Genomic DNA, 18020 nt, shown 5'->3' on the forward strand with positions numbered 1-18020 from the left:
TGGCCGTGCCGGAACCCTCCCGGCGCCAGGCGAGAGTCAGGGCGAGATGAGTTCCAGACGCGTATCCGTTTGTGCCGGGTTCGCCTCCCGCCAGACACCGATACCCATGACCACTACGAACGCACCAGAAGCCACTACCGCGGGGCAGACCGCCGTGCAGACATTCGACAGCTTCGGCCTGGACGCGCGCATCCTGCGCGCCTTGTCCGAGCAGGGCTACACCACGCCCACCCCGATCCAGGCACAGGCCATCCCGGTCGTGCTGATAGGCAAGGACATGATGGGCGCCGCGCAGACCGGCACCGGCAAGACCGCGGGCTTCGCGCTGCCGATCATCCAGCGCCTGCTGCCGCTGGCCAATGCCAGCGCCTCGCCGGCGCGCCACCCGGTGCGCGCGCTGATGCTGACCCCCACGCGCGAACTGGCCGACCAGGTCTATGACAACGTCGCGCGCTACGCCAAGCACACCGACCTGCGCAGCACCGTGGTGTTCGGCGGCGTCGACATGAACCCGCAGACCGATGCCCTGCGCCGCGGCGTGGAGATCCTGGTGGCAACGCCCGGCCGCCTGCTGGACCACGTGCAGCAGAAGTCGGTCAACCTGTCGCAGGTGCAGATGCTGGTGCTGGACGAAGCCGACCGCATGCTCGACATGGGCTTCCTGCCGGACCTGCAGCGCATCATCAACCTGCTGCCGGCACATCGCCAGACGCTGCTGTTCTCTGCTACGTTCTCGCCGGAAATCAAGCGGCTGGCCTCCAGCTACCTGAAGCACCCGGTCACCATCGAAGTGGCGCGCAGCAACTCGACCAACGAGAACGTGCGCCAGATGGTGTACCTGGTCGAAGACGGCCACAAGCAGGCGGCGGTCGTGCACCTGCTCAAGCAGCGCGCCGAGCAGGGGCTGTCGCGCCAGTGCATCGTCTTCGTCAACAGCAAGATCGGCTGCTCGCGCCTGGCGCGCCATTTGGAGCGCGAGGGCATCAACGCCGCCGCCATCCACGGCGACAAGACCCAGACCGAGCGCATGCAGACGCTGGAAGGGTTCAAGAGCGGCACCATCGACGCGCTGGTCGCCACCGACGTGGCCGCGCGCGGGCTGGATATTCCCGACATGCCGTGCGTGGTCAACTTCGACGTGCCATACAGCGCCGAAGACTATGTGCACCGCATCGGCCGTACCGGCCGTGCCGGCGCCAGCGGCGATGCGCTGTCGATCTACGTGCCGGGCAATGACGAGCGCCTGCTGTCCGATATCGAGAAGCTGATCAAGCGCAGCATCCCGCGCGGCAAGCTGGAAGGCTTCGACCCGACCGGCGAGCGCGCCCGCCAGGGCGACACTGAGCGCCGCCGCGAGCGTAGCGACGTGCGTCGCGCGCGCGGCAATGGCGAGGGCGAAGAGCGTCCGCGCCGCCACGAGCACAGCGCCAACCGCCAGGTGTTCCGTGCCTCGGATGATCCGTTCTTCTCGCGCCCGTACGAGCCCAGCGCAGCCAGCGTCGCCCAGGCCAAGGCGGCCGATGAAGTGGCCGCCGCGCTGAGCCGCGGCCGCCAGGCGCCCAAGCGGCCGGTAGCTGCCCTGCTGGGCGGCGTGCCGCGCAAGTCCTGATCTGATCCTGCCGTAGCTGAAAATGGCCCGCCTGCGCGGGCCATTTGCTTTTGGGGGGGCGCTATCCGTGCGGGGGTTGCGGCAGGTCGGCCAGCAATTGGCGCCACCCGTCGGTGGCGCGCGCAAGCCAGTCCTTCACATTGTCCGCGTGGTTCGACAGCCCCAGGTGGGTGCCGGCCTCGCGCAGCGCGTCCAGCGGTGCGGCGGTGTCGATTGCCTGCGCACCGCTTTGCTTGCTCAGCTTCTCGCCGGTCTGGTTGACCACCACCGGCACGTGCAGGTAGGCCGGCGTGGGCAGGCCCAGCAGGTGCTGCAGGTGGATCTGGCGCGGCGTGGAGTCGAGCAGGTCGGCGCCGCGCACGATATGCGTGATGCCCTGCAGGCCGTCATCCACCACTACCGCCAGTTGATACGCCCACAGCCCGTCCGCGCGGCGCAGCACGAAGTCGCCCAGCTCGGTTTCCAGGTCCTGGCACTGGCGGCCCTGCCAGCGGTCGTAGAAGCAGACGGTGGCGGCCGGGCCGTCCGGTACGCGCACGCGCCAGGCGCGCGGCAGCTTGCCGTTCAGGCCGTGGCGGCAGGTGCCGGGATAGCCCAGGGTCTGGTGCCGCTCGCGCACGTGTACCAGCGAATCGGCGATCTCCTTGCGCGAACAGCCGCACGGGTAGAGCTGCCCGGCGGCGTCGAGGCGGCGCAGCGCATCGGCATAGAACGGTTCACGCCGGCTCTGCCATACCGGCGGCTCGTCCGGCGCCATGCCCAGGCGTTCCAGCGTGAGCAGGATGCCTTCGTCCGCGCCGCGCACGCAGCGCGGCATGTCGATGTCCTCGATGCGCACCAGCCACTGGCCGCCGTGCGCGCGCGCGTCCAGCCAGCTCGCCAGCGCGGTGACCAGCGAGCCCATATGCAGCGGCCCGGTGGGCGAGGGGGCGAAGCGGCCGCGATAGCCGGCCGCGGCAACCGTCGTTGCTGTCACTGCCATGAGGCCTGCCCTCAGCCGGCGAAGTCGGGTTGCTGCAGCAGTGCCTGCGCCAGGCGCGGGTCTTCCAGCTTGCTGGCCCACCACTGCAGCGCCTTGCCGCGGTTGCTGGTGCGCCAGGCTACCTTGAAGTTGCCGGGCGCGCGCACCTCGACGGTCTCGCGCGCCTGCAGCACGCCGCTTTCGATATGGGGTTGCGCCATCGGCGCCGGCAGCCAGCCGCAGCCCAGCCCGCGGATCTGTGCTTCGAGCTTGTCGCGCATGGTGGGCACCACCAGCACGTCTTGCCCGGCCAGCACGCCATGGGTGCGCGCCGGCAGGTTGCGCGAGGTGTCGCCCACCGCGACGATGCGGTGCCTGGCGATCTGGATGGTGGTGAGCGGGCCTTCCTCGGTGGCCAGCGGATGGTGCGCGGCCACCGCGAACACGAACGGCATCGAGCCCAGCGGCCGGATCTGGAAGCCCTGCGTGCTGGGCGCATCGTAAGCGCCGCCGATCACCAGGTCGGCGCGGTTGTTGACCAGCGCATCCCAGGCGCCGCCCAGCACTTCCTTGGAAAAGCGCAGCCGGGTGGCGGTGTTCTCGGCGTAGAAGTCGTGGATCACCGGCAGCAGCGCGCGGAAGTTGATCAGGTCGTCGACCACGATGGTGAGGGTAGCCTCCCAGCCGGTAGCCAGGCGCTTGACGCGCCGTGCCAGGTCATCGGCGGCATGCAGCAGGTGGCGGCCCTCATCGAGCAGGGCGCGTCCGGCCGGCGTCAGCTCGGCGCGGTGGCGGCGCCGGTCGAACAGCAGTACGTCCAGGTCTTCTTCCAGCTTGCGCACCACGTAGGTCAGCGCGGAAGGGACCTTGCCCATCTCGTGGGCGGCGGCGGCAAAGCTGCCCTTGCGTTCGATGGCGTCCAGGACTTCGAGGGATTCTAGCGAGAGGGCCATGTTCAGAAATTCTGAATGACTGCTTCTAAGTCGATCCCCGTAAATATACGCCTCAAGCCCTAAACTTCCTAGCATCAAAAGCGAAAACGTATGCCGCGACACGGTTACCAAGCCAGTGCTTGCGGGCAAACAGGCTCAAGGAGGGCCATCAAAATGATTGAAATCAGAAAGTCTGCAGAGCGTGGTTACGCCGATCATGGCTGGCTGAAGTCCTTTCATTCGTTCTCGTTCGCCGACTACTATGACCCGCAACATGTGCAGTTTGGGCCGCTGCGAGTGATCAACGAGGACCGCGTCGCGCCGGGCATGGGCTTTGGCACGCACGGCCACCGCGACATGGAGATCATCAGCTACGTGCTTGAGGGCGAACTGGCCCACAAGGACAGCATCGGCAACGGCAGCGTGATCCGCCCGGGCGATGTGCAGCGCATGAGCGCCGGCACCGGCGTGCGCCATTCGGAGTACAACCACGCCGCGCACGACACCACCCACTTCCTGCAGATCTGGATCATGCCGGCCGAGAACGGCATCGAGCCCGGCTACGAGGAAAAGCACTTCGACGCAGCCGACAAGCGCGGCAAGCTGCGCCTGGTGGCCAGCGCCGATGGTGCCGAGGGCTCGGTGGTGGTGCACCAGGACGTGCGCCTGTACGCTGGCCTGTTCGATGGCGACGAGGCTGCCACGCTGGCGCTTGCGCCGGGCCGCCGCGTCTATATCCACGTGGCGCGCGGCCGGGTGACGGTCAACGGCAAGGCGCTTGAAGCCGGCGACGCGGCGAAGCTGGAAGCCGAGGGTGAGGTCGCGCTGTCTGGCGGCGATGGCGCCGAAGTGCTGGTGTTCGACCTGCCCTGAGCATCGTCCATTGCCGCATGCAAAAGCCCGCCTGACGGCGGGCTTTTGCTTTTTGCGCGGCGCGCCGGGCCCCGGCAGGTAGCGCTGTGCTATCTTCTCGCTATGCATTGCGCCTGCGCCGACACATCGCCGGCAAGCCCGGAAGGGCCAGGCGTGCCCTTGGAACACCCCGTACCAAGATGACCTTTGTTTCCATTCTCCTGGCGCTGATCGCTGAACAATTCCGCGCCCTGGGCCGCAACAACCCGATCCACGAGATCGTGCGCGCACTCGGCGACCGCGCGGAACATGCCTTCGACACCGGCCGGCCGCGCGATGCCGCGCTGGCCTGGCTGACCGTGGTCCTGCCGCTGACCCTGGCGGTGATCATGGTGCACTACCTGCTGGCCTCGATCAGCGTGGCGCTGACGCTCGCCTGGAATGTGCTGGTGCTGTACATGACGCTTGGCTTTCGCCAGTTCAGCCACTACTTCACCGACATCCACGAGGCCCTCAACCGCGACGACGTCCATACCGCGCGCACGCTGCTGCACGAATGGACCGGCCTGGACACCGTCGAGATGCCGGTCTCCGAGATCGTGCGGCACACGCTGGAAGCGGCAATCATCGCCGTGCACCGGCATGTGTTCGGCGTGTTCTTCTGGTTCCTGGTGCCGGTCGGCCCCGGCGGGGTGGTGCTGTACCGCACCGCCGAATACCTGAGCCGCCACTGGAACCAGCCCTCGGCCGAGCGCAGCCCCGCGCTGGGCCGCTTTGCGGCGCGCGCCTTCTATTTGCTGGACTGGATTCCGTCGCGGCTGACGGCGATCGGATTTGCCATCGTCGGCAACTTCGAGGACGCGGTCTACGCCTGGCGCAACCATGCGCGCAAGTGGAACGATGCCGTCAACGGCATCCTGCTTGCCAGCGGGGGCGGGGCGCTGGGCGTGCGCCTGGGCACGCCGCTGGCCGAGGATGATTCCACCGTGGTGCTGCGCGCCAGCGTGGCCGGCCCGGCCGTGGACTATGCGCCCGGCATGGAAGAGGAAAACGGCGGCCCGGAACCGGTGCCGCCCGAATTCGGCACCGAGCCCGGCGTGCGCACGCTGCAGTCGGCCGTGGGCCTGGTATGGCGCGCGGTGGTGCTGTGGATGCTGCTGCTGGCGATGCTGTCGCTGGCGCTCTGGGTCGGCTGACCAGCGTTAAAAAGGGGGCGGCGCGCTAGTCGCGGGCCGCGCCGCAGCGCCAGCAGGCCCCGAACTGGGCCTCGTGCCATTCCAGGCAGTGGCGGCATTGCCAGCTCGGCCCCGGCGCCGGGTTGGCGGCGGCATTGAGCGCCGCCCACGCCTGCGCTTCCATCTCGTCATCGACCAGCCACACCTGTGGCGCACTCTCCCGGAACGGGATCTCGCCGGTGGCGCCGGCCAGCCAGGTATTGCGCAATTCCGCCCGGATGCCGGCCGCCCGCAGGACGTTCCGGCAATGGGCCGCATGGACGAGGGAAGTGGCGGACAGCAGCAGTTTCATGGCAGCGCACCGGGTAACCCAGGTGCGCTTACCTTACCACGGCTTCTGCTGGTTGGATTCGTGCAGCAACTGCATGTAGAGCTGGTGGCGGCGCTCGGAGATCGCTCCCGAGGCGACCGCGGCCAGCACGCCGCAGCCGGGCTCGTTGACATGGTGGCAGTTGTAGAAACGGCACGCGGTCAGCAGCGGCCGGAACTCCGGGAAGGCGCGCTCCAGCATGCCCTCGCTCAGGTGGTACAGGCCGAATTCCTGGAAGCCCGGCGAATCGATCAGCGCACCCTGATGGCCGTCCACGGTGCCCCATTCGGCCGGCAGGTGATAGAGCCGCGTGAAGGTGGTGGTGTGCTTGCCGGAGTCGAGCTTGGCCGAGATCTCGCGGGTCTGCGCATCCACGCCCGGGATCAGCAGGTTCAGCAGCGACGACTTGCCCATGCCAGATTGCCCGATCAGGATGCTGGCCAGCCCCGCCAGGCGCGGCTTGAGCGCGGCCAGCGCCTGCGCCGGGTCGGCGCGCACCGACAGCTCCAGCGTGTCGTAGCCCAGCCCGCGGTACAGCGCCAGGCGCCCTCGCGCTTCCTCCAGCCGGTCGGGCAGGTCGGTCTTGTTGAGCACGATCAGCGGCCGGATCTCCATGGCCTCGGCCGACACCAGCGCGCGGCCGAGCAGGTCTTCGGAGAAGCCCGGCTCGGTTGCCAGCACGATCACGACCTGGTCGATATTGGCGGCCAGCAGCTTGGACTTGAACTGGTCGGAGCGGTGCAGCAGGTTCTTGCGCGGCGAGGCCGCGGTGATCACGCACTGGTCGGCGGCGGCGCGTTCCACGCTGACATGGTCGCCCACCGCGCAGTCGCTCTTCTTGCCGCGCGGGAAGGCATGCATGCGCGTGCCGTCGCCCAGCTCGACCACGTAGTGGCGGCCATGGGCGGCGATGATCAGCGCGGATTCGGTGGCCGTGCCGGCATGGCTGCCGCCGCCGGCGTTGCGGTGACGCGTGGCGCGGCTCATGCGTGCGCCAGCAGGCGGTCGATCCGCTGCGCGGCGGGCGGATGCGAGTAGTAGAAGGCGCTGTAGAGCGGATCGGGCGTCAGCGTCGAGGCGTTGTCCTTGTACAGCTTCACCAGTGCCGACACCAGGTTGCCGGCATCGGTCTGGTCGGCGGCAAAGGCGTCGGCCTCGAACTCATGGCGGCGCGACGACAGGCTCGACAGCGGCCCCAGCAGGAAGGTGAACACCGGCAGCGCCAGGAAGAACAGCACCAGCGCCAGCGCGTTGTTGGGCACGCCCAGGTTGGGCACCACGCCCAGCCCGGTGTAGAACCAGCTGCGCGTGGCCAGCCAGCCCAGCAGCGCCAGGAACACCAGGCTCAGCGCAAAGGTGACGACGATGCGCTTGGCCACATGGCGCCGCTTGAAGTGGCCCAGCTCATGTGCCAGCACCGCCTCGATCTCGTCGCCCGTCAGGCGCTCCAGCAGCGTATCGAAGAAGACAATGCGCTTGGCCGCGCCGAAGCCGGTGAAATACGCATTGCCGTGGGCGCTGCGCTTGCTGCCGTCCATCACGAACAGGCCCTTGCTGGCAAAGCCGCAGCGCTTCATCAGGGCCTCGATGCGCTGGCGCAGCGATTCGTCGGTGAGCGGCTCGAACTTGTTGAACAGCGGCGCGATAAAGGTCGGGAACACCACCAGCAGGAACAGGTTGAAGGCCATCCACACCAGCCAGGTCCAGACCCACCACAGCGAGCCGGCGCGCTCCATCAGCCACAGCACCGCCAGCAGCAGCGGCAGGCCCAGCGCGCAGGCCACCACCAGCATCTTGGCCATGTCGGCCAGCCACAGGCCGAACGTCATCTTGTTGAAGCCGAAGCGTTGCTCAATGCCGAACTGGCCGTACAGCGAGAACGGCAGGTCGACCAGCCCGCCGATCAGCGCCACGCTGGCCACCAGCGCCACGCCATAGGCATAGCCCGGGCCGAAAGTGTCCAGCCAGGACTGGTTGAGCCACTGCAGCCCGCCCAGCATGGTGAAGCCGATCAGCACCGCGGCCCCGGCCAGCACCTCGAGCATCGACAGCCGGGTGCGGGCGATGGTGTAGTCCGCGGCCTTCTGGTGCGAGGCCAGGCTGATGGTGTCGGCAAAGCGCGGCGGCACCGCATTGCGGTGCTGCGCCACATGCCGGACCTGGCGGGCGGCCAGCCAGAGCCTGGTCAGCACCATCAGCACCAGGGCGGCGAGAAAGACAATCGTGAACATCGGCAAGAGCCTTGTTGTGGGTGCGGGCGCCCCGCATTGTGCGCGGCGGGCGTCCGTTGGGACCGCCGGGCCCCGGGGTGGGGCAGGCGGTGGTCCGGGATATCCGGAAAACGCCCCGGCGCTGGTGCGCAAACGGCCATTCCGGACGGATATGCGAGAATTATAAATTGTTCGCGCCCGCCCCCGCCGCGGCCGCTTCCCTGAAATCCCTATCTTCCGCAGTCCCGATGACAAGCCAAGCCACCGCCAAATCCGTCAAAAGCGAAAACAACCTGATCTGGCTGGACATGGAAATGACCGGCCTGCAGCCGGATACCGATCGCATCATCGAAATCGCGATCGTCGTTACCGACTCCGAACTCAATATCCTGGCCGAAGGCCCGGTGCTGGTGATCCACCAGAGCGACGCCGTGCTCGATGGCATGGACAACTGGAACAAGGGCACCCACGGCCGCTCGGGCCTGATCGACAAGGTCAAGGCATCGACCCTGACCGAAGAGCAGGCCGAGGCCGAGCTGCTGGCCTTCCTCAAGCGCTGGGTGCCGGCCAACAAGTCGCCGATGTGCGGCAACTCGATCTGCCAGGACCGCCGCTTCATGGCGCGCTACATGCCCAAGCTGGAGGCGTTCTTCCACTACCGCAACCTGGACGTGTCCACGCTGAAGGAGCTGTGCAAGCGCTGGGAGCCGGCCATCCACAAGGGCTTTATCAAGCGCCAACTGCATACGGCGCTGGCCGACATCCTGGAATCGGTCGAAGAACTGCGCTACTACCGCACGCACTTTATCCGTCACACCGCGCCGGGCGCCGCACCGGCAGCGGGCGCGCCGGCCGCCGACACGCCCGCGCAATAAGCGGGGCCGGCTGCTCCCGGAACAACAACCCACTGCAAGCGACGGGCCGCCCGCACGGGGCGGCCGCCGCCGGGGCGCGTCCCGCCCGCCTGCCCATGCTTGAGCGCATCGTCTCCATCATCACGCCGGTCATCCTGATCATCCTGGTCGGGTGGCTGTACGGGCGCAAGGCCCATCCGGACATGGCCGGCATCAACCGCGCCACGCTGGACGTGATCGCGCCGCTGCTGGTGGTGTCGGCCTTCGTCAGCAAGGATTTCGTGCTGGCCGACCAGCTGGTGCTGCTGGGCTGCGCGGTGGCGGTGGTGCTGGGCTCGGGCGTGCTGGCGTGGGCGCTGGCGCGGCTGCTGAAAGCCGATCCGCGCACCTTCGTGCCGCCGATGATGTTCAACAACTGCGGCAATATGGGCCTGCCGCTGTCGGTATTTGCCTTCGGTCCGGCTGGGTTGGCGCCGGCGGTGGCGCTGTTCGCGGCATCGAACCTGATGCACTTCACCATCGGCATGAAGATCGTCAACCGCCATGCGTCGATGGCGCAGATCGCGCGCAACCCCATGGTGCTGGCCACCGTGGCGGGCGTGGCGCTGGCGCTGGCGCGGCCATGGTTCACGCTGCCGGACCCGGTCTACCAGTCGGTCAAGCTGCTGGGCGACGCCACCGTGCCGCTGATGCTGTTTGCACTGGGCGTGCGCATGAAGGACGTCAGCCTGCGCAACTGGGGCATGGGCCTGGTCGGCGCCGCGGCCTGCCCGCTGACGGGAATCGCGGTGGCGCTGCTGCTGGCGCAGTGGGTGCCGCTGACCGAATTGCAGCGTGGCCTGCTCTTTGTGTTTGCCGCGCTGCCGCCGGCAGTGCTGAACTTCCTGGTGGCGGACCATTTCCGGCAGGAGCCGGACCAGGTGGCGTCGATCGTGCTGCTGGGCAATATCGCCGCGGTGGTGTTCGTGCCGGTGGGGTTGTACCTGGGCTTGCGCTGAGGCGCGGGGAGGGGAGCCCGCAGGCGGGCGCCTGCGGGGATTGGCGTTTACGCCGCGGGCTTGGCCCGCACGGCGTTCTTCGGGCGCCAGGCCTTGACGATGGCTTCGTCGGTTTCCATGTAGGGGCCGCCGATCAGGTCGATGCAATACGGCACCGCAGCAAAGATCCCTTGCACCACGGCCTTGCCATCGGCATCGCGCAGGCCCTCCAGGGTCTCGCGGATGGCGCGCGGCTGGCCGGGCAGGTTGACGATCAGCGCGGCGCGGCTGGCGGTCTCGCGGATCACCGCCACCTGGCGCGACAGGATCGCGGTCGGCACGAAATGCAGGCTGACCTGGCGCATCTGCTCGCCGAAGCCGGGCATTTCCTTGGTGCCCACGGCCAGCGTGGCCTCGGGCGTCACGTCGCGGCGCGCCGGGCCGGTGCCGCCGGTGGTCAGCACCAGGTCGCAGCCGGCCACGTCGACCAGGTCGATCAGGGTGCGCGAGATCTGCGCCTGCTCGTCCGGGATCAGCCGCTCCACCGCCTGCCAGGGCGTGGTCAGCGTGCGCCCGAACCACTCGCGCAGCGCCGGGATGCCTTCGTCCTGGTAGGTGCCGGCCGAGGCGCGGTCCGAGATCGAAACGAAGCCGACAACGAGTTCATCGGGATGGTTGCGGACTACCGGCTGCGTGGTCTGGGTCATGCCTCGGGCTCCGGGGTAGGGGGTTGGTCCGCGGCGGCGCCGGCGTTGCCATCCTTCGCGTCCAGCGCCGTCTTGATGGCCTGGAACAGCTCGCGGAAATAGCGCGGCGGCTTGCCTTGCTCCTTTTCCTTGCGCGCGTTGCGGATGGTGTTGCGCAGCGCCTGCACGTCGATGCCGGGGTGCTCGGCGAGGAAGCGCGTCAGCGCCGCGTCGTCGGCCAGCAGCAGCTCGCGCCAGCGCTCGATCAGGTGCATGCGGGCGGTTTCGGCCTTGCTGGTGCCCTTGAAGCCCTCCAGCGCTTGCCGGATCACCTCGACCTCTTCGTCCTCGAGGCCGCGCATGATCTTGCCCACGAACTGCATCTGGCGGCGCTTGCCTTCGTGGCTGTTGATGCGGCGGGCCTGGTGGATGGCGTCGGCCAGCGCTTCGGGCATGGGCACGCGCGCCAGGCGGTCCTTGGCCAGGGCTTCGAGCTCGGCGCCAAGATCCTGCAGGGCGGTCATGTCGCGCTTGCGCTGCGACTTGCTTTTCGGTTCGTCGTCTTCCGGTTCGGGCGCAAAGCCTCCGGGAAAGCGCGAGCCATTCGGATTACGGGAATTTCGCGTCATGCCCGGCATTTTATCTTGCTATGATTGCCGCTTGGACTTTTGATGACACCCGCCCAGCATGGACCAGATCGCAGAACAGACCGCGCACTTCACCTACACCCAGGCCCAGCTCAGCGAGATGGCCGCCGATGTGCTGCGCGTTGCACGCGAACTTGGGGCGACCGACGCCGCCACCGAGATCTCCGAAGGCAGCGGCCTGTCGGTATCGGTACGCAAGGGGCAGGTGGAAACCATCGAGCAGAACCGCGACAAGGTGGTCGGGGTCACGGTCATGATCGGCAAGCGCCGCGGCAATGCCAGCACCTCGGACTTCTCTCCGGCCGCGCTGCGCGCCACCGCCGAGGCCGCCTACAACATCGCCCGCTTCACGGCCGAGGACGATTGCGCCGGCCTGGCCGAGGAAGAACTGCTGGAACGCGCGCCGCAGGACCTGGAACTGTTCCACCCGTGGGCGCTGGACGCCGAGCGCGCCATCGACATTGCCACCCGCGCCGAGGCCGCCGCCTTCGCGGTGTCGCCGCGCATCCGCAACAGCGACGGCGCCAGCGTGTCGGCGCAGCATTCGCAGTTCGTGCTGGCGACCACGCGCGGCTTCTCGGGCGGCTACCCGTATTCGCGCCATTTCATCTCGTGCGCGCCGATCGCCGGCAGCGGCAGCGGCATGCAGCGCGATGACTGGTACTCGTCCAAGCGCTCGCCGCTGGCGCTGGCCGCGCCCGAGGACATCGGCCGCTACGCCGCCGAGCGCGCGCTGGCGCGGCTGCAGGCGCGCCAGCTGTCCACGCGCCGCTGCCCGGTGCTGTTCGAGGCGCCGCTGGCCGCGGGGCTGCTGGGCGCCTTCGTGCAGGCGGTGTCGGGCGGCGCGCTGTACCGCAAATCCACGTTCCTGTGCGATTCGCTGGGCCAGGCCGTGTTTGCGCCGCATATCCAGATCCATGAGCAGCCGCACACCCCCGGCGCCATGGGCAGCGCCCCGTTCGACGAGGAAGGCGTGCGCACCCGCGCCCGCGACGTGGTCCGCGACGGCGTGGTGCAGGGCTATTTCCTGTCGACCTATTCCGCGCGCAAGCTCGGCATGCAGACCACCGGCAACGCCGGCGGCTCGCACAACCTGACGCTGACCAGCTCGCTGACCGAGCCCGGCGACGACTTCCCGGCCATGCTGCGCAAGCTCGGCACCGGCCTGCTGGTGACCGAGCTGATGGGGCAGGGCGTCAACTACGTGACCGGCGACTATTCGCGCGGCGCCTCGGGCTACTGGGTCGAGAACGGCGTGATCCAGTACCCGGTGGAGGAAATCACCATCGCCGGCAATATGGCCGAGATGTTCCAGCAGATCGTCGCTATCGGCGCGGATGCGCTGGTGCGCGGCACCAAGGAAACGGGCTCGATCCTGCTTGAGCAGATGACGATTGCCGGCACCTGAGCTGCGCGCGCCGCCCAAAGAAAAAGCAGGCCGGACGGCCTGCTTTTTTATTGCCCGCGCAACGGCTTACGACTCGTCCGACGGCGGCCGCTCGTACGTGACGAAGGCATAGTCGAAGCCATTGGCCTCCGAATGATGCGTCTCGCGCGCGGTCTCCACCCATTCGGTGCGGTCGATCGCCGGGAAGAAGGCATCGCCTTCCACATCCGCATCGATCTCGGTCACCACCAGCCGGTCCGCGCACGGCATGGCCTCGGCGTAGAGCTGCGCGCCGCCGATCAGGAAGATCTGCTCCGCGCCCACGCACAGGCGCTGGGCATCTTCCAGCGAGGCCGCCACCTCGGCGCCCTCGATGCGCAGGTCCGGGTTGCGGCTGACCACGATATTGCGGCGCCCCGGCAGCGGGCGGCCGATCGAGTCCCAGGTCTTGCGGCCCATGATCACGGGCGCGCCCATGGTGGTGCGCTTGAAGTGCGCCAGGTCTTCCGGCAGGCGCCAAGGCAGCGCGTTGTCGCGGCCGATGGTGTTGTTGCGGGCGCGGGCGACCACCAGTGTCAGCAGCGTCATACGGCCACCGGTGCCTTGATGGCGGCGTGCGACTGGTAGCCGGCCAGTTCGAAGTCTTCGTAGCGGTAGTCGAAGATGCTGTCGGGCTTGCGCAGGATCTTCAGTTGCGGCAGCGCCAGCGGCTCGCGCGCCAACTGGGTCTGCACCTGCTCGAAATGGTTGTTGTACAGGTGGCAGTCGCCGCCGGTCCAGACGAAGTCGCCCACTTCCAGCCCGGTCTGCTGCGCCATCATGTGGGTCAGCAGCGCATAGCTGGCAATATTGAACGGCACGCCCAGGAAGATATCGGCGCTGCGCTGGTAGAGCTGGCACGACAGCCGGCCATCGGCCACGTAGAACTGGAAGAACGCGTGGCAGGGCGGCAGCTTCATGCGCGGGATGTCGGCCACGTTCCAGGCCGATACGATCAGGCGGCGCGAATCCGGGTTGGCGCGGATCTGCGCCACCAGGTCGGTGATCTGGTCGATATGGCGGCCGTCCGGCGCCGGCCACGAGCGCCATTGCGAGCCGTAGACCGGGCCCAGTTCGCCGTTCTCGTCGGCCCACTCGTCCCAGATGGTGACGCCGTGCTCCTGCAGCCAGCGCACGTTGGTCGAGCCCTGCAGGAACCACAGCAGTTCATAGATGATCGACTTCAGGTGCAGCTTCTTGGTGGTCACCACCGGGAAGCCTGCGCGCAGGTCGAAGCGCATCTGGTAGCCGAACACCGAGCGCGTGCCGGTGCCGGTGCGGTCGGCCTTGTCGGTGCCATGCTCGTACACATGGCGCATGAAGTCGAGGTACTGTTTCATCGGCGCGGGCGGGATCGGGAGTGACGCGGGCACTGGTCCCGCAAAGCTGGCATTTTAAAGCAAAAGGGCCATCCCTCAGGATGGCCCTTCAGCGGGCTGGCCGGGGCGGGTGCCCCGGCCATGCCTGGCACGGCTTGCCGCCTTAGTGGCTGCCGGCCGGTTGCTGCACGCGGCGCTTCTGCACCAGGTAGCCGGCGCCCAGCACGCCGCCGACGATCAGCACGTACAGGCCCCAGTTGACCACCGGGTTGGCTTCGAAGAACGCCTTGATCATCGGCTCGTGCACGATCATCTTGACTGCCGTGAACGCCAGCACGCCCGCGCCCAGGTAGATGATGATCGGGAAGCGGCTCATCAGCTTGAGCACCAGGCTCGAGCCCCACACCACGATCGGGATGCTGATCAGCAGGCCCAGCACCACCAGCAGGAAGCTGCCGTGCGCGGCGCCGGCCACGGCCAGCACGTTGTCCACGCCCATCACCGCGTCGGCGATGATGATGGTCTTCATTGCGCCCCACAGCGTCGAGGCGCCCGAACCGTGCCCCTCGCCGTCGCCTTCGTCGGACAGCAGCTTGTAGGCAATCCACACCAGCGCCAGGCCGCCGATCAGCATCAGCCCCGGAATCTTCAGCAGCCAGACCACGCCGATCGTCATGGCCGAGCGCACCACCACGGCACCGACGGTACCCCAGATGATGGCCTTTTTCTGCAGGTGGGCGGGCAGGTTGCGCGCCGCCAGGGCGATCACGATGGCATTGTCGCCAGCCAGCACCAGGTCAATGACGACGATGGACAGCAGTGCCGTCAGGAACTGCATCGTGAACAGATCGGTAAACCACTCCATGAACTCTCCTCAGGGTACAAATCAGCGCAAGTGCGCGTATCGGGTTCGCCTGGATTCACGTAGCACGGGAGCGTGGGGGCGCCTTTGCAAACCATGAAGTCCAGGTTGCAAAGGTCTTGCTCGACCACTGGCGCGGTATGCACGCCGGTAGTCAGCACAACCGGGGACAAGGGTCCCGGAATGACGATTGTGCTAAGGGCATGGGCCCCGGAGCTACTCCCCTTTGAGGGACACGACCCGTTTCGGGGCCGCGCTGGGCGGGATTATAAACGAACTGCAAGGGATATGCCCCATTAGGAAAGATACTGACTCAAGGTTTTTGATGTGCTGCGTGCGGCGCATCCGGCGATCGGGCGGTGCGCGATCCGCCGGATGGGCCTATTCTTTAAGTTCGGCTTCGCCCGATGCGTCCCGGACGGCACAGGGAGGCGTTGCGGAGACCGGCGCGCACGACATGCACAGCGCGGCCTTGGGGAATACGCAGTGAAGCAGTGACCATTCGCGACCACACAAGGAAACGACATGCCGGCTGTCCCGAATCCGCCGAATACCCCCTTCCAGAAAAAAGCCCCGCAGACACCTCTCCCACCCCTGAACCACCACAACGGCCATGCGGCCGCACCGCCCGCCCTGGTCGCGCTGGCCAATGGCCGCGCGCACCGGCAGCCGCCCCAGCCGGAGTTCGTGCAGCAGTACCGCGAGGACAGCGGCGCGCTGCGCGAGCAGGTGCTGGCCGGGCTGCGTGCCGGGCAGGCCGCCATCAGCCCCAAGTTCTTCTACGACGTGCTGGGCTCGCGCCTGTTCGAAGCCATCACCGACCTGCCAGAGTACTACCCGACCCGCACCGAGGCCGCGATCTTTGCCAGCGCGGCGCCCGCCATTGCCGCGCGTGCCGGCAGCGGCTGCGTGCTGGTGGACCTGGGTGCGGGCAATTGCGAAAAGGCTGCCAGGCTCTTTGGCACCCTGCGCCCGGCACAGTACGTGGCGCTGGATATCTCCATAGAGTTCCTGCGCGCGACGCTGTCGTCGCTGCAGCAACAGCATCCCGACATTCCGATGCTGGGCCTGGGCGCCGACCTGTGTGCGCCGTTCGATCTGCCCGCCAACGTCAGGCGCGGCAGGCGGCTGTTCTTCTATCCGGGCTCGAGCATCGGCAATTTCGCCCCGGTCGAGGCCCTGGCATTGCTGCAGCGCATGCGCGGCGCGGCCGGGCGCGGCGACGGCGTGCTGATCGGGGTCGACCTGCACAAGGATGAAGCCACGCTGGTGTCTGCCTATGACGATGCGCTGGGCGTGACCGCCGCGTTCAACCGCAACGTGCTGCGCAACGTGAACCGCATCGTCGGCACGGATTTCTCGCTGGACGACTGGCGCCATGTGGCGAGCTTCGACCGCGCGGCCTCGCGCATCCAGATGCACCTGCAGGCGTGCCGCGACGTGCGCGTGCAGTGGCAGGGCGGCGCGCGCGAATTTGCCGCCGGCGAACGGATCCATACCGAGGACTCCTACAAGTACCGCCCGGAGGACTTCACGCTCTTGCTGGAAGCCGCCGGGTTTGACGACCCGGTGTACTGGACCGACCCGAGCGGCTGGTTCGCCGTGTTCCACGCGCGCGGCTGATCCGCCCGCGCGGGCGCCATCCGGCAGGGATGGCAGGTAGTGTCATAATGGCCGCGGCCGGCCTGGCGTGTGAGCGCCAGGCCAGCAGTTGCCTGCTTCGGTCACTGCCTGTCCACTGTTCACTCCCCTGCACGGACTTTCCCGATGAGCGGCTTTCCCATGCTTCCCGATCTCTACTTCACCGGCGGCAAGGCGGCCTGGTCCGACCCGCGCCGGCTGCCGCGCGAAGGGCTGGCGCAGGCGCTGGTCGATGCGCGCAACCGCACGCTGGCGTGGCTGGCACCGTTCGGGCAGACGCGCCGCGCCTGGGACGTGCCGCATCAGTACGATGCCGATCCGCCGTTGTGGACGCTCGGGCACGTGGCCTGGCATGCGGAGTGGTGGTGCCTGCGCGGCGTGCGCCAGGTGGACCGCGGCGGCGTGCCGGTGCCGGTGGCGTCCGAGCCGTCGCTGCTGGACGGCGCCGACGAGTGGTTCGACCCGGACCGCATCGGCCCCGACGAGCGCTGGGAGGTCACGCTGCCCGACGTCGCGGTGGTCAAGCGCTACGCCGCCGACGTGCTCGACGGCGTGCTGCGCCGGATTGCGCTGCTGGCCGACGACAGCGACCTGACCCTGTACCCGTACCGCCGCGCGCTGCTGCATGAAGATGCCCAGGGCGAAGGCGTGGCCGCGCTGTTGCAGGCGCTGGGCATGGCGCCCGCGGAGGCCATCGGGGCCGGTCCGGTGCAGCCTGCGGGGCATGGCGGCACCCTGCATTTCCCGGGCGGCCGCTTCACGCTCGGCTGGAGCGATCCCGACGGCTTTGCCTGGCCCGATGAGCTGCCGCCGCAACCCACCTACGTGCCCGCGTTTGAAATGGACATGGCGCCGGTCAGCAACGCGCAGTTCCTAGAGTTCGTCGAGGACGGCGGCTACGAGCACCCGGCGTGGTGGTCGGCAGCGGGGCGCCAGTGGCTGATGACGCAGGAACGCTCGGCGCCGCGCTACTGGTCGCGCCATCCGGAATCGCGCGCCTGGATGGTGGAGCGCTTCGGCACGCTGCGCACGCTCAATCCGGATGAGGCGGTGCGCCATGTCACGCTGTACGAGGCGCAGGCGTGGTGCGTGTGGGCGGGGCGGCGCCTGCCGGCGGAATCGGAATGGGAGCTTGCCGCGACGCAGAACCGCGGCCTGCAGTGGGGGGCGCTGCGTGAGTGGACTGCCACGCCCTACGAGCCGTACGCCGGGTTTGCCGCCGCGCCGTCAGACAGCGAGGTGGTGGGGCGCTTCGGCTCGCACCAGGCGGTGCGCGGTGTGTCGTTCGCCAGCCCCGCGCGGCTGCGCCACGTGCGGGCAAGGTGGGCGCGCTTGCCGGAGGATGATCTGTCCTTCATTGGCTTTCGCACCTGCGCGCTGTAGCGGGCGGTACGCGACAACAAAAAAAGCGCCCTGAAGGGCGTAATGCCGTTCAGTTAAGACTGAACGGCATTTTTCATTGTTAGCCGCCGAAGCAGTTGTAAACCGCAAGCCGCAAT

18 protein-coding genes are annotated in these 18020 nt (G+C 68.0%); 8 read left to right on the top strand and 10 right to left on the bottom strand.

Going from position 1 to position 18020, the window contains the following annotated elements; genetic code table 11:
• The first annotated feature begins 106 nt into the window (after positions 1-106).
• Positions 107-1609 carry a DEAD/DEAH box helicase gene (locus AC3WON_RS07920; protein WP_176844223.1) on the top strand — a complete coding sequence of 501 codons (1503 nt, stop codon included), beginning with the start codon at positions 107-109 and terminating at the stop codon, positions 1607-1609.
• Between the two features lie 61 nt (positions 1610-1670).
• Here AC3WON_RS07920 and gluQRS read toward each other — a convergent pair whose 3' ends face one another.
• On the bottom strand, positions 1671-2591 hold the full coding sequence (gene gluQRS / locus AC3WON_RS07925; protein ID WP_492351563.1) for a tRNA glutamyl-Q(34) synthetase GluQRS: 921 nt from the start codon (positions 2589-2591) through the stop codon (positions 1671-1673).
• 11 nt (positions 2592-2602) lie between these two features.
• Positions 2603-3523 (bottom strand): LysR family transcriptional regulator, encoded by a 921-nt coding sequence (locus tag AC3WON_RS07930; RefSeq protein ID WP_010813621.1) that lies wholly within the window; start codon positions 3521-3523, stop codon positions 2603-2605.
• Positions 3524-3676: 153 nt separating this feature from the next.
• On the opposite strand from AC3WON_RS07930, the gene AC3WON_RS07935 reads away from it, so the two are divergent.
• Both AC3WON_RS07935 and AC3WON_RS07940 read left to right on the top strand, forming a co-directional pair.
• A complete protein-coding gene (locus AC3WON_RS07935; protein ID WP_492318702.1) occupies positions 3677-4375 on the top strand; it encodes a pirin family protein in 699 nt (232 codons plus the stop codon).
• A 179-nt stretch (positions 4376-4554) separates the two neighbouring features.
• Positions 4555-5550 carry a CobD/CbiB family protein gene (locus AC3WON_RS07940; RefSeq protein ID WP_492318701.1) on the top strand — a complete coding sequence of 332 codons (996 nt, stop codon included), beginning with the start codon at positions 4555-4557 and terminating at the stop codon, positions 5548-5550.
• A gap of 25 nt (positions 5551-5575) precedes the next feature.
• Here the strand turns inward: AC3WON_RS07940 and AC3WON_RS07945 are convergent, their stop codons facing one another.
• The 3 genes from AC3WON_RS07945 to AC3WON_RS07955 are packed head-to-tail and all read right to left on the bottom strand — an operon-like array spanning position 5576 to position 8130.
• Positions 5576-5881: a putative signal transducing protein gene (locus AC3WON_RS07945; protein ID WP_316150879.1), complete on the bottom strand. Its 306-nt coding sequence runs from the start codon at positions 5879-5881 to the stop codon at positions 5576-5578.
• A 33-nt stretch (positions 5882-5914) separates the two neighbouring features.
• Positions 5915-6886, bottom strand: coding sequence for a ribosome small subunit-dependent GTPase A (rsgA, locus tag AC3WON_RS07950; RefSeq protein WP_492318700.1), 972 nt, complete (start codon positions 6884-6886; stop codon positions 5915-5917).
• Positions 6883-8130, bottom strand: coding sequence for a M48 family metallopeptidase (locus AC3WON_RS07955; RefSeq protein WP_492351564.1), 1248 nt, complete (start codon positions 8128-8130; stop codon positions 6883-6885). The genes rsgA and AC3WON_RS07955 overlap by 4 nt, the downstream gene beginning before the upstream one ends.
• Positions 8131-8357: 227 nt before the next feature.
• Between AC3WON_RS07955 and orn the strand changes: the two genes are divergently transcribed.
• A complete protein-coding gene (orn, locus tag AC3WON_RS07960; RefSeq protein ID WP_492351565.1) occupies positions 8358-8984 on the top strand; it encodes an oligoribonuclease in 627 nt (208 codons plus the stop codon).
• Positions 8985-9079: 95 nt separating this feature from the next.
• On the top strand, positions 9080-9961 hold the full coding sequence (locus AC3WON_RS07965; protein ID WP_010813614.1) for an AEC family transporter: 882 nt from the start codon (positions 9080-9082) through the stop codon (positions 9959-9961).
• Positions 9962-10008: 47 nt separating this feature from the next.
• Here the strand turns inward: AC3WON_RS07965 and mog are convergent, their stop codons facing one another.
• Together mog and yjgA are read right to left on the bottom strand one after the other, a co-directional pair.
• Positions 10009-10647, bottom strand: a complete 639-nt coding sequence (gene mog / locus AC3WON_RS07970; protein ID WP_051591363.1) for a molybdopterin adenylyltransferase — start codon at positions 10645-10647, stop codon at positions 10009-10011.
• Positions 10644-11255, bottom strand: a complete 612-nt coding sequence (yjgA, locus tag AC3WON_RS07975; protein WP_492351566.1) for a ribosome biogenesis factor YjgA — start codon at positions 11253-11255, stop codon at positions 10644-10646. The genes mog and yjgA overlap by 4 nt, the downstream gene beginning before the upstream one ends.
• A gap of 58 nt (positions 11256-11313) precedes the next feature.
• Here yjgA and pmbA point away from each other — a divergent pair, with 58 nt between their 5' ends.
• Positions 11314-12681, top strand: a complete 1368-nt coding sequence (gene pmbA / locus AC3WON_RS07980) for a metalloprotease PmbA (protein ID WP_013957507.1) — start codon at positions 11314-11316, stop codon at positions 12679-12681.
• Between the two features lie 66 nt (positions 12682-12747).
• On the opposite strand, the gene AC3WON_RS07985 is transcribed toward pmbA, so the two are convergent.
• The 3 genes from AC3WON_RS07985 to AC3WON_RS07995 all read right to left on the bottom strand — a co-directional run bounded on the left by AC3WON_RS07985 (position 12748) and on the right by AC3WON_RS07995 (position 14883).
• Entirely contained in the window at positions 12748-13248 is a 501-nt protein-coding gene (locus AC3WON_RS07985) for a dihydrofolate reductase (protein ID WP_492351567.1), read from the bottom strand.
• Positions 13245-14039 (bottom strand): thymidylate synthase, encoded by a 795-nt coding sequence (locus AC3WON_RS07990; RefSeq protein WP_492351568.1) that lies wholly within the window; start codon positions 14037-14039, stop codon positions 13245-13247. Before AC3WON_RS07990 ends, AC3WON_RS07985 begins: the two co-directional genes overlap by 4 nt.
• A 142-nt stretch (positions 14040-14181) precedes the next feature.
• Positions 14182-14883, bottom strand: a complete 702-nt coding sequence (locus AC3WON_RS07995) for a TerC family protein (RefSeq protein WP_010813608.1) — start codon at positions 14881-14883, stop codon at positions 14182-14184.
• A 522-nt stretch (positions 14884-15405) separates the two neighbouring features.
• Between AC3WON_RS07995 and egtD the strand changes: the two genes are divergently transcribed.
• Together egtD and AC3WON_RS08005 are read left to right on the top strand one after the other, a co-directional pair.
• Complete coding sequence (gene egtD, locus AC3WON_RS08000; protein WP_010813607.1) at positions 15406-16503, top strand: L-histidine N(alpha)-methyltransferase; 1098 nt, start codon at positions 15406-15408, stop codon at positions 16501-16503.
• Between the two features lie 144 nt (positions 16504-16647).
• Complete coding sequence (locus tag AC3WON_RS08005) at positions 16648-17904, top strand: SUMF1/EgtB/PvdO family nonheme iron enzyme (RefSeq protein WP_492318692.1); 1257 nt, start codon at positions 16648-16650, stop codon at positions 17902-17904.
• Positions 17905-18020 lie beyond the last annotated feature (116 nt).

It is taken from the genome of Cupriavidus sp. FW305-46 (genome assembly GCF_058787075.1).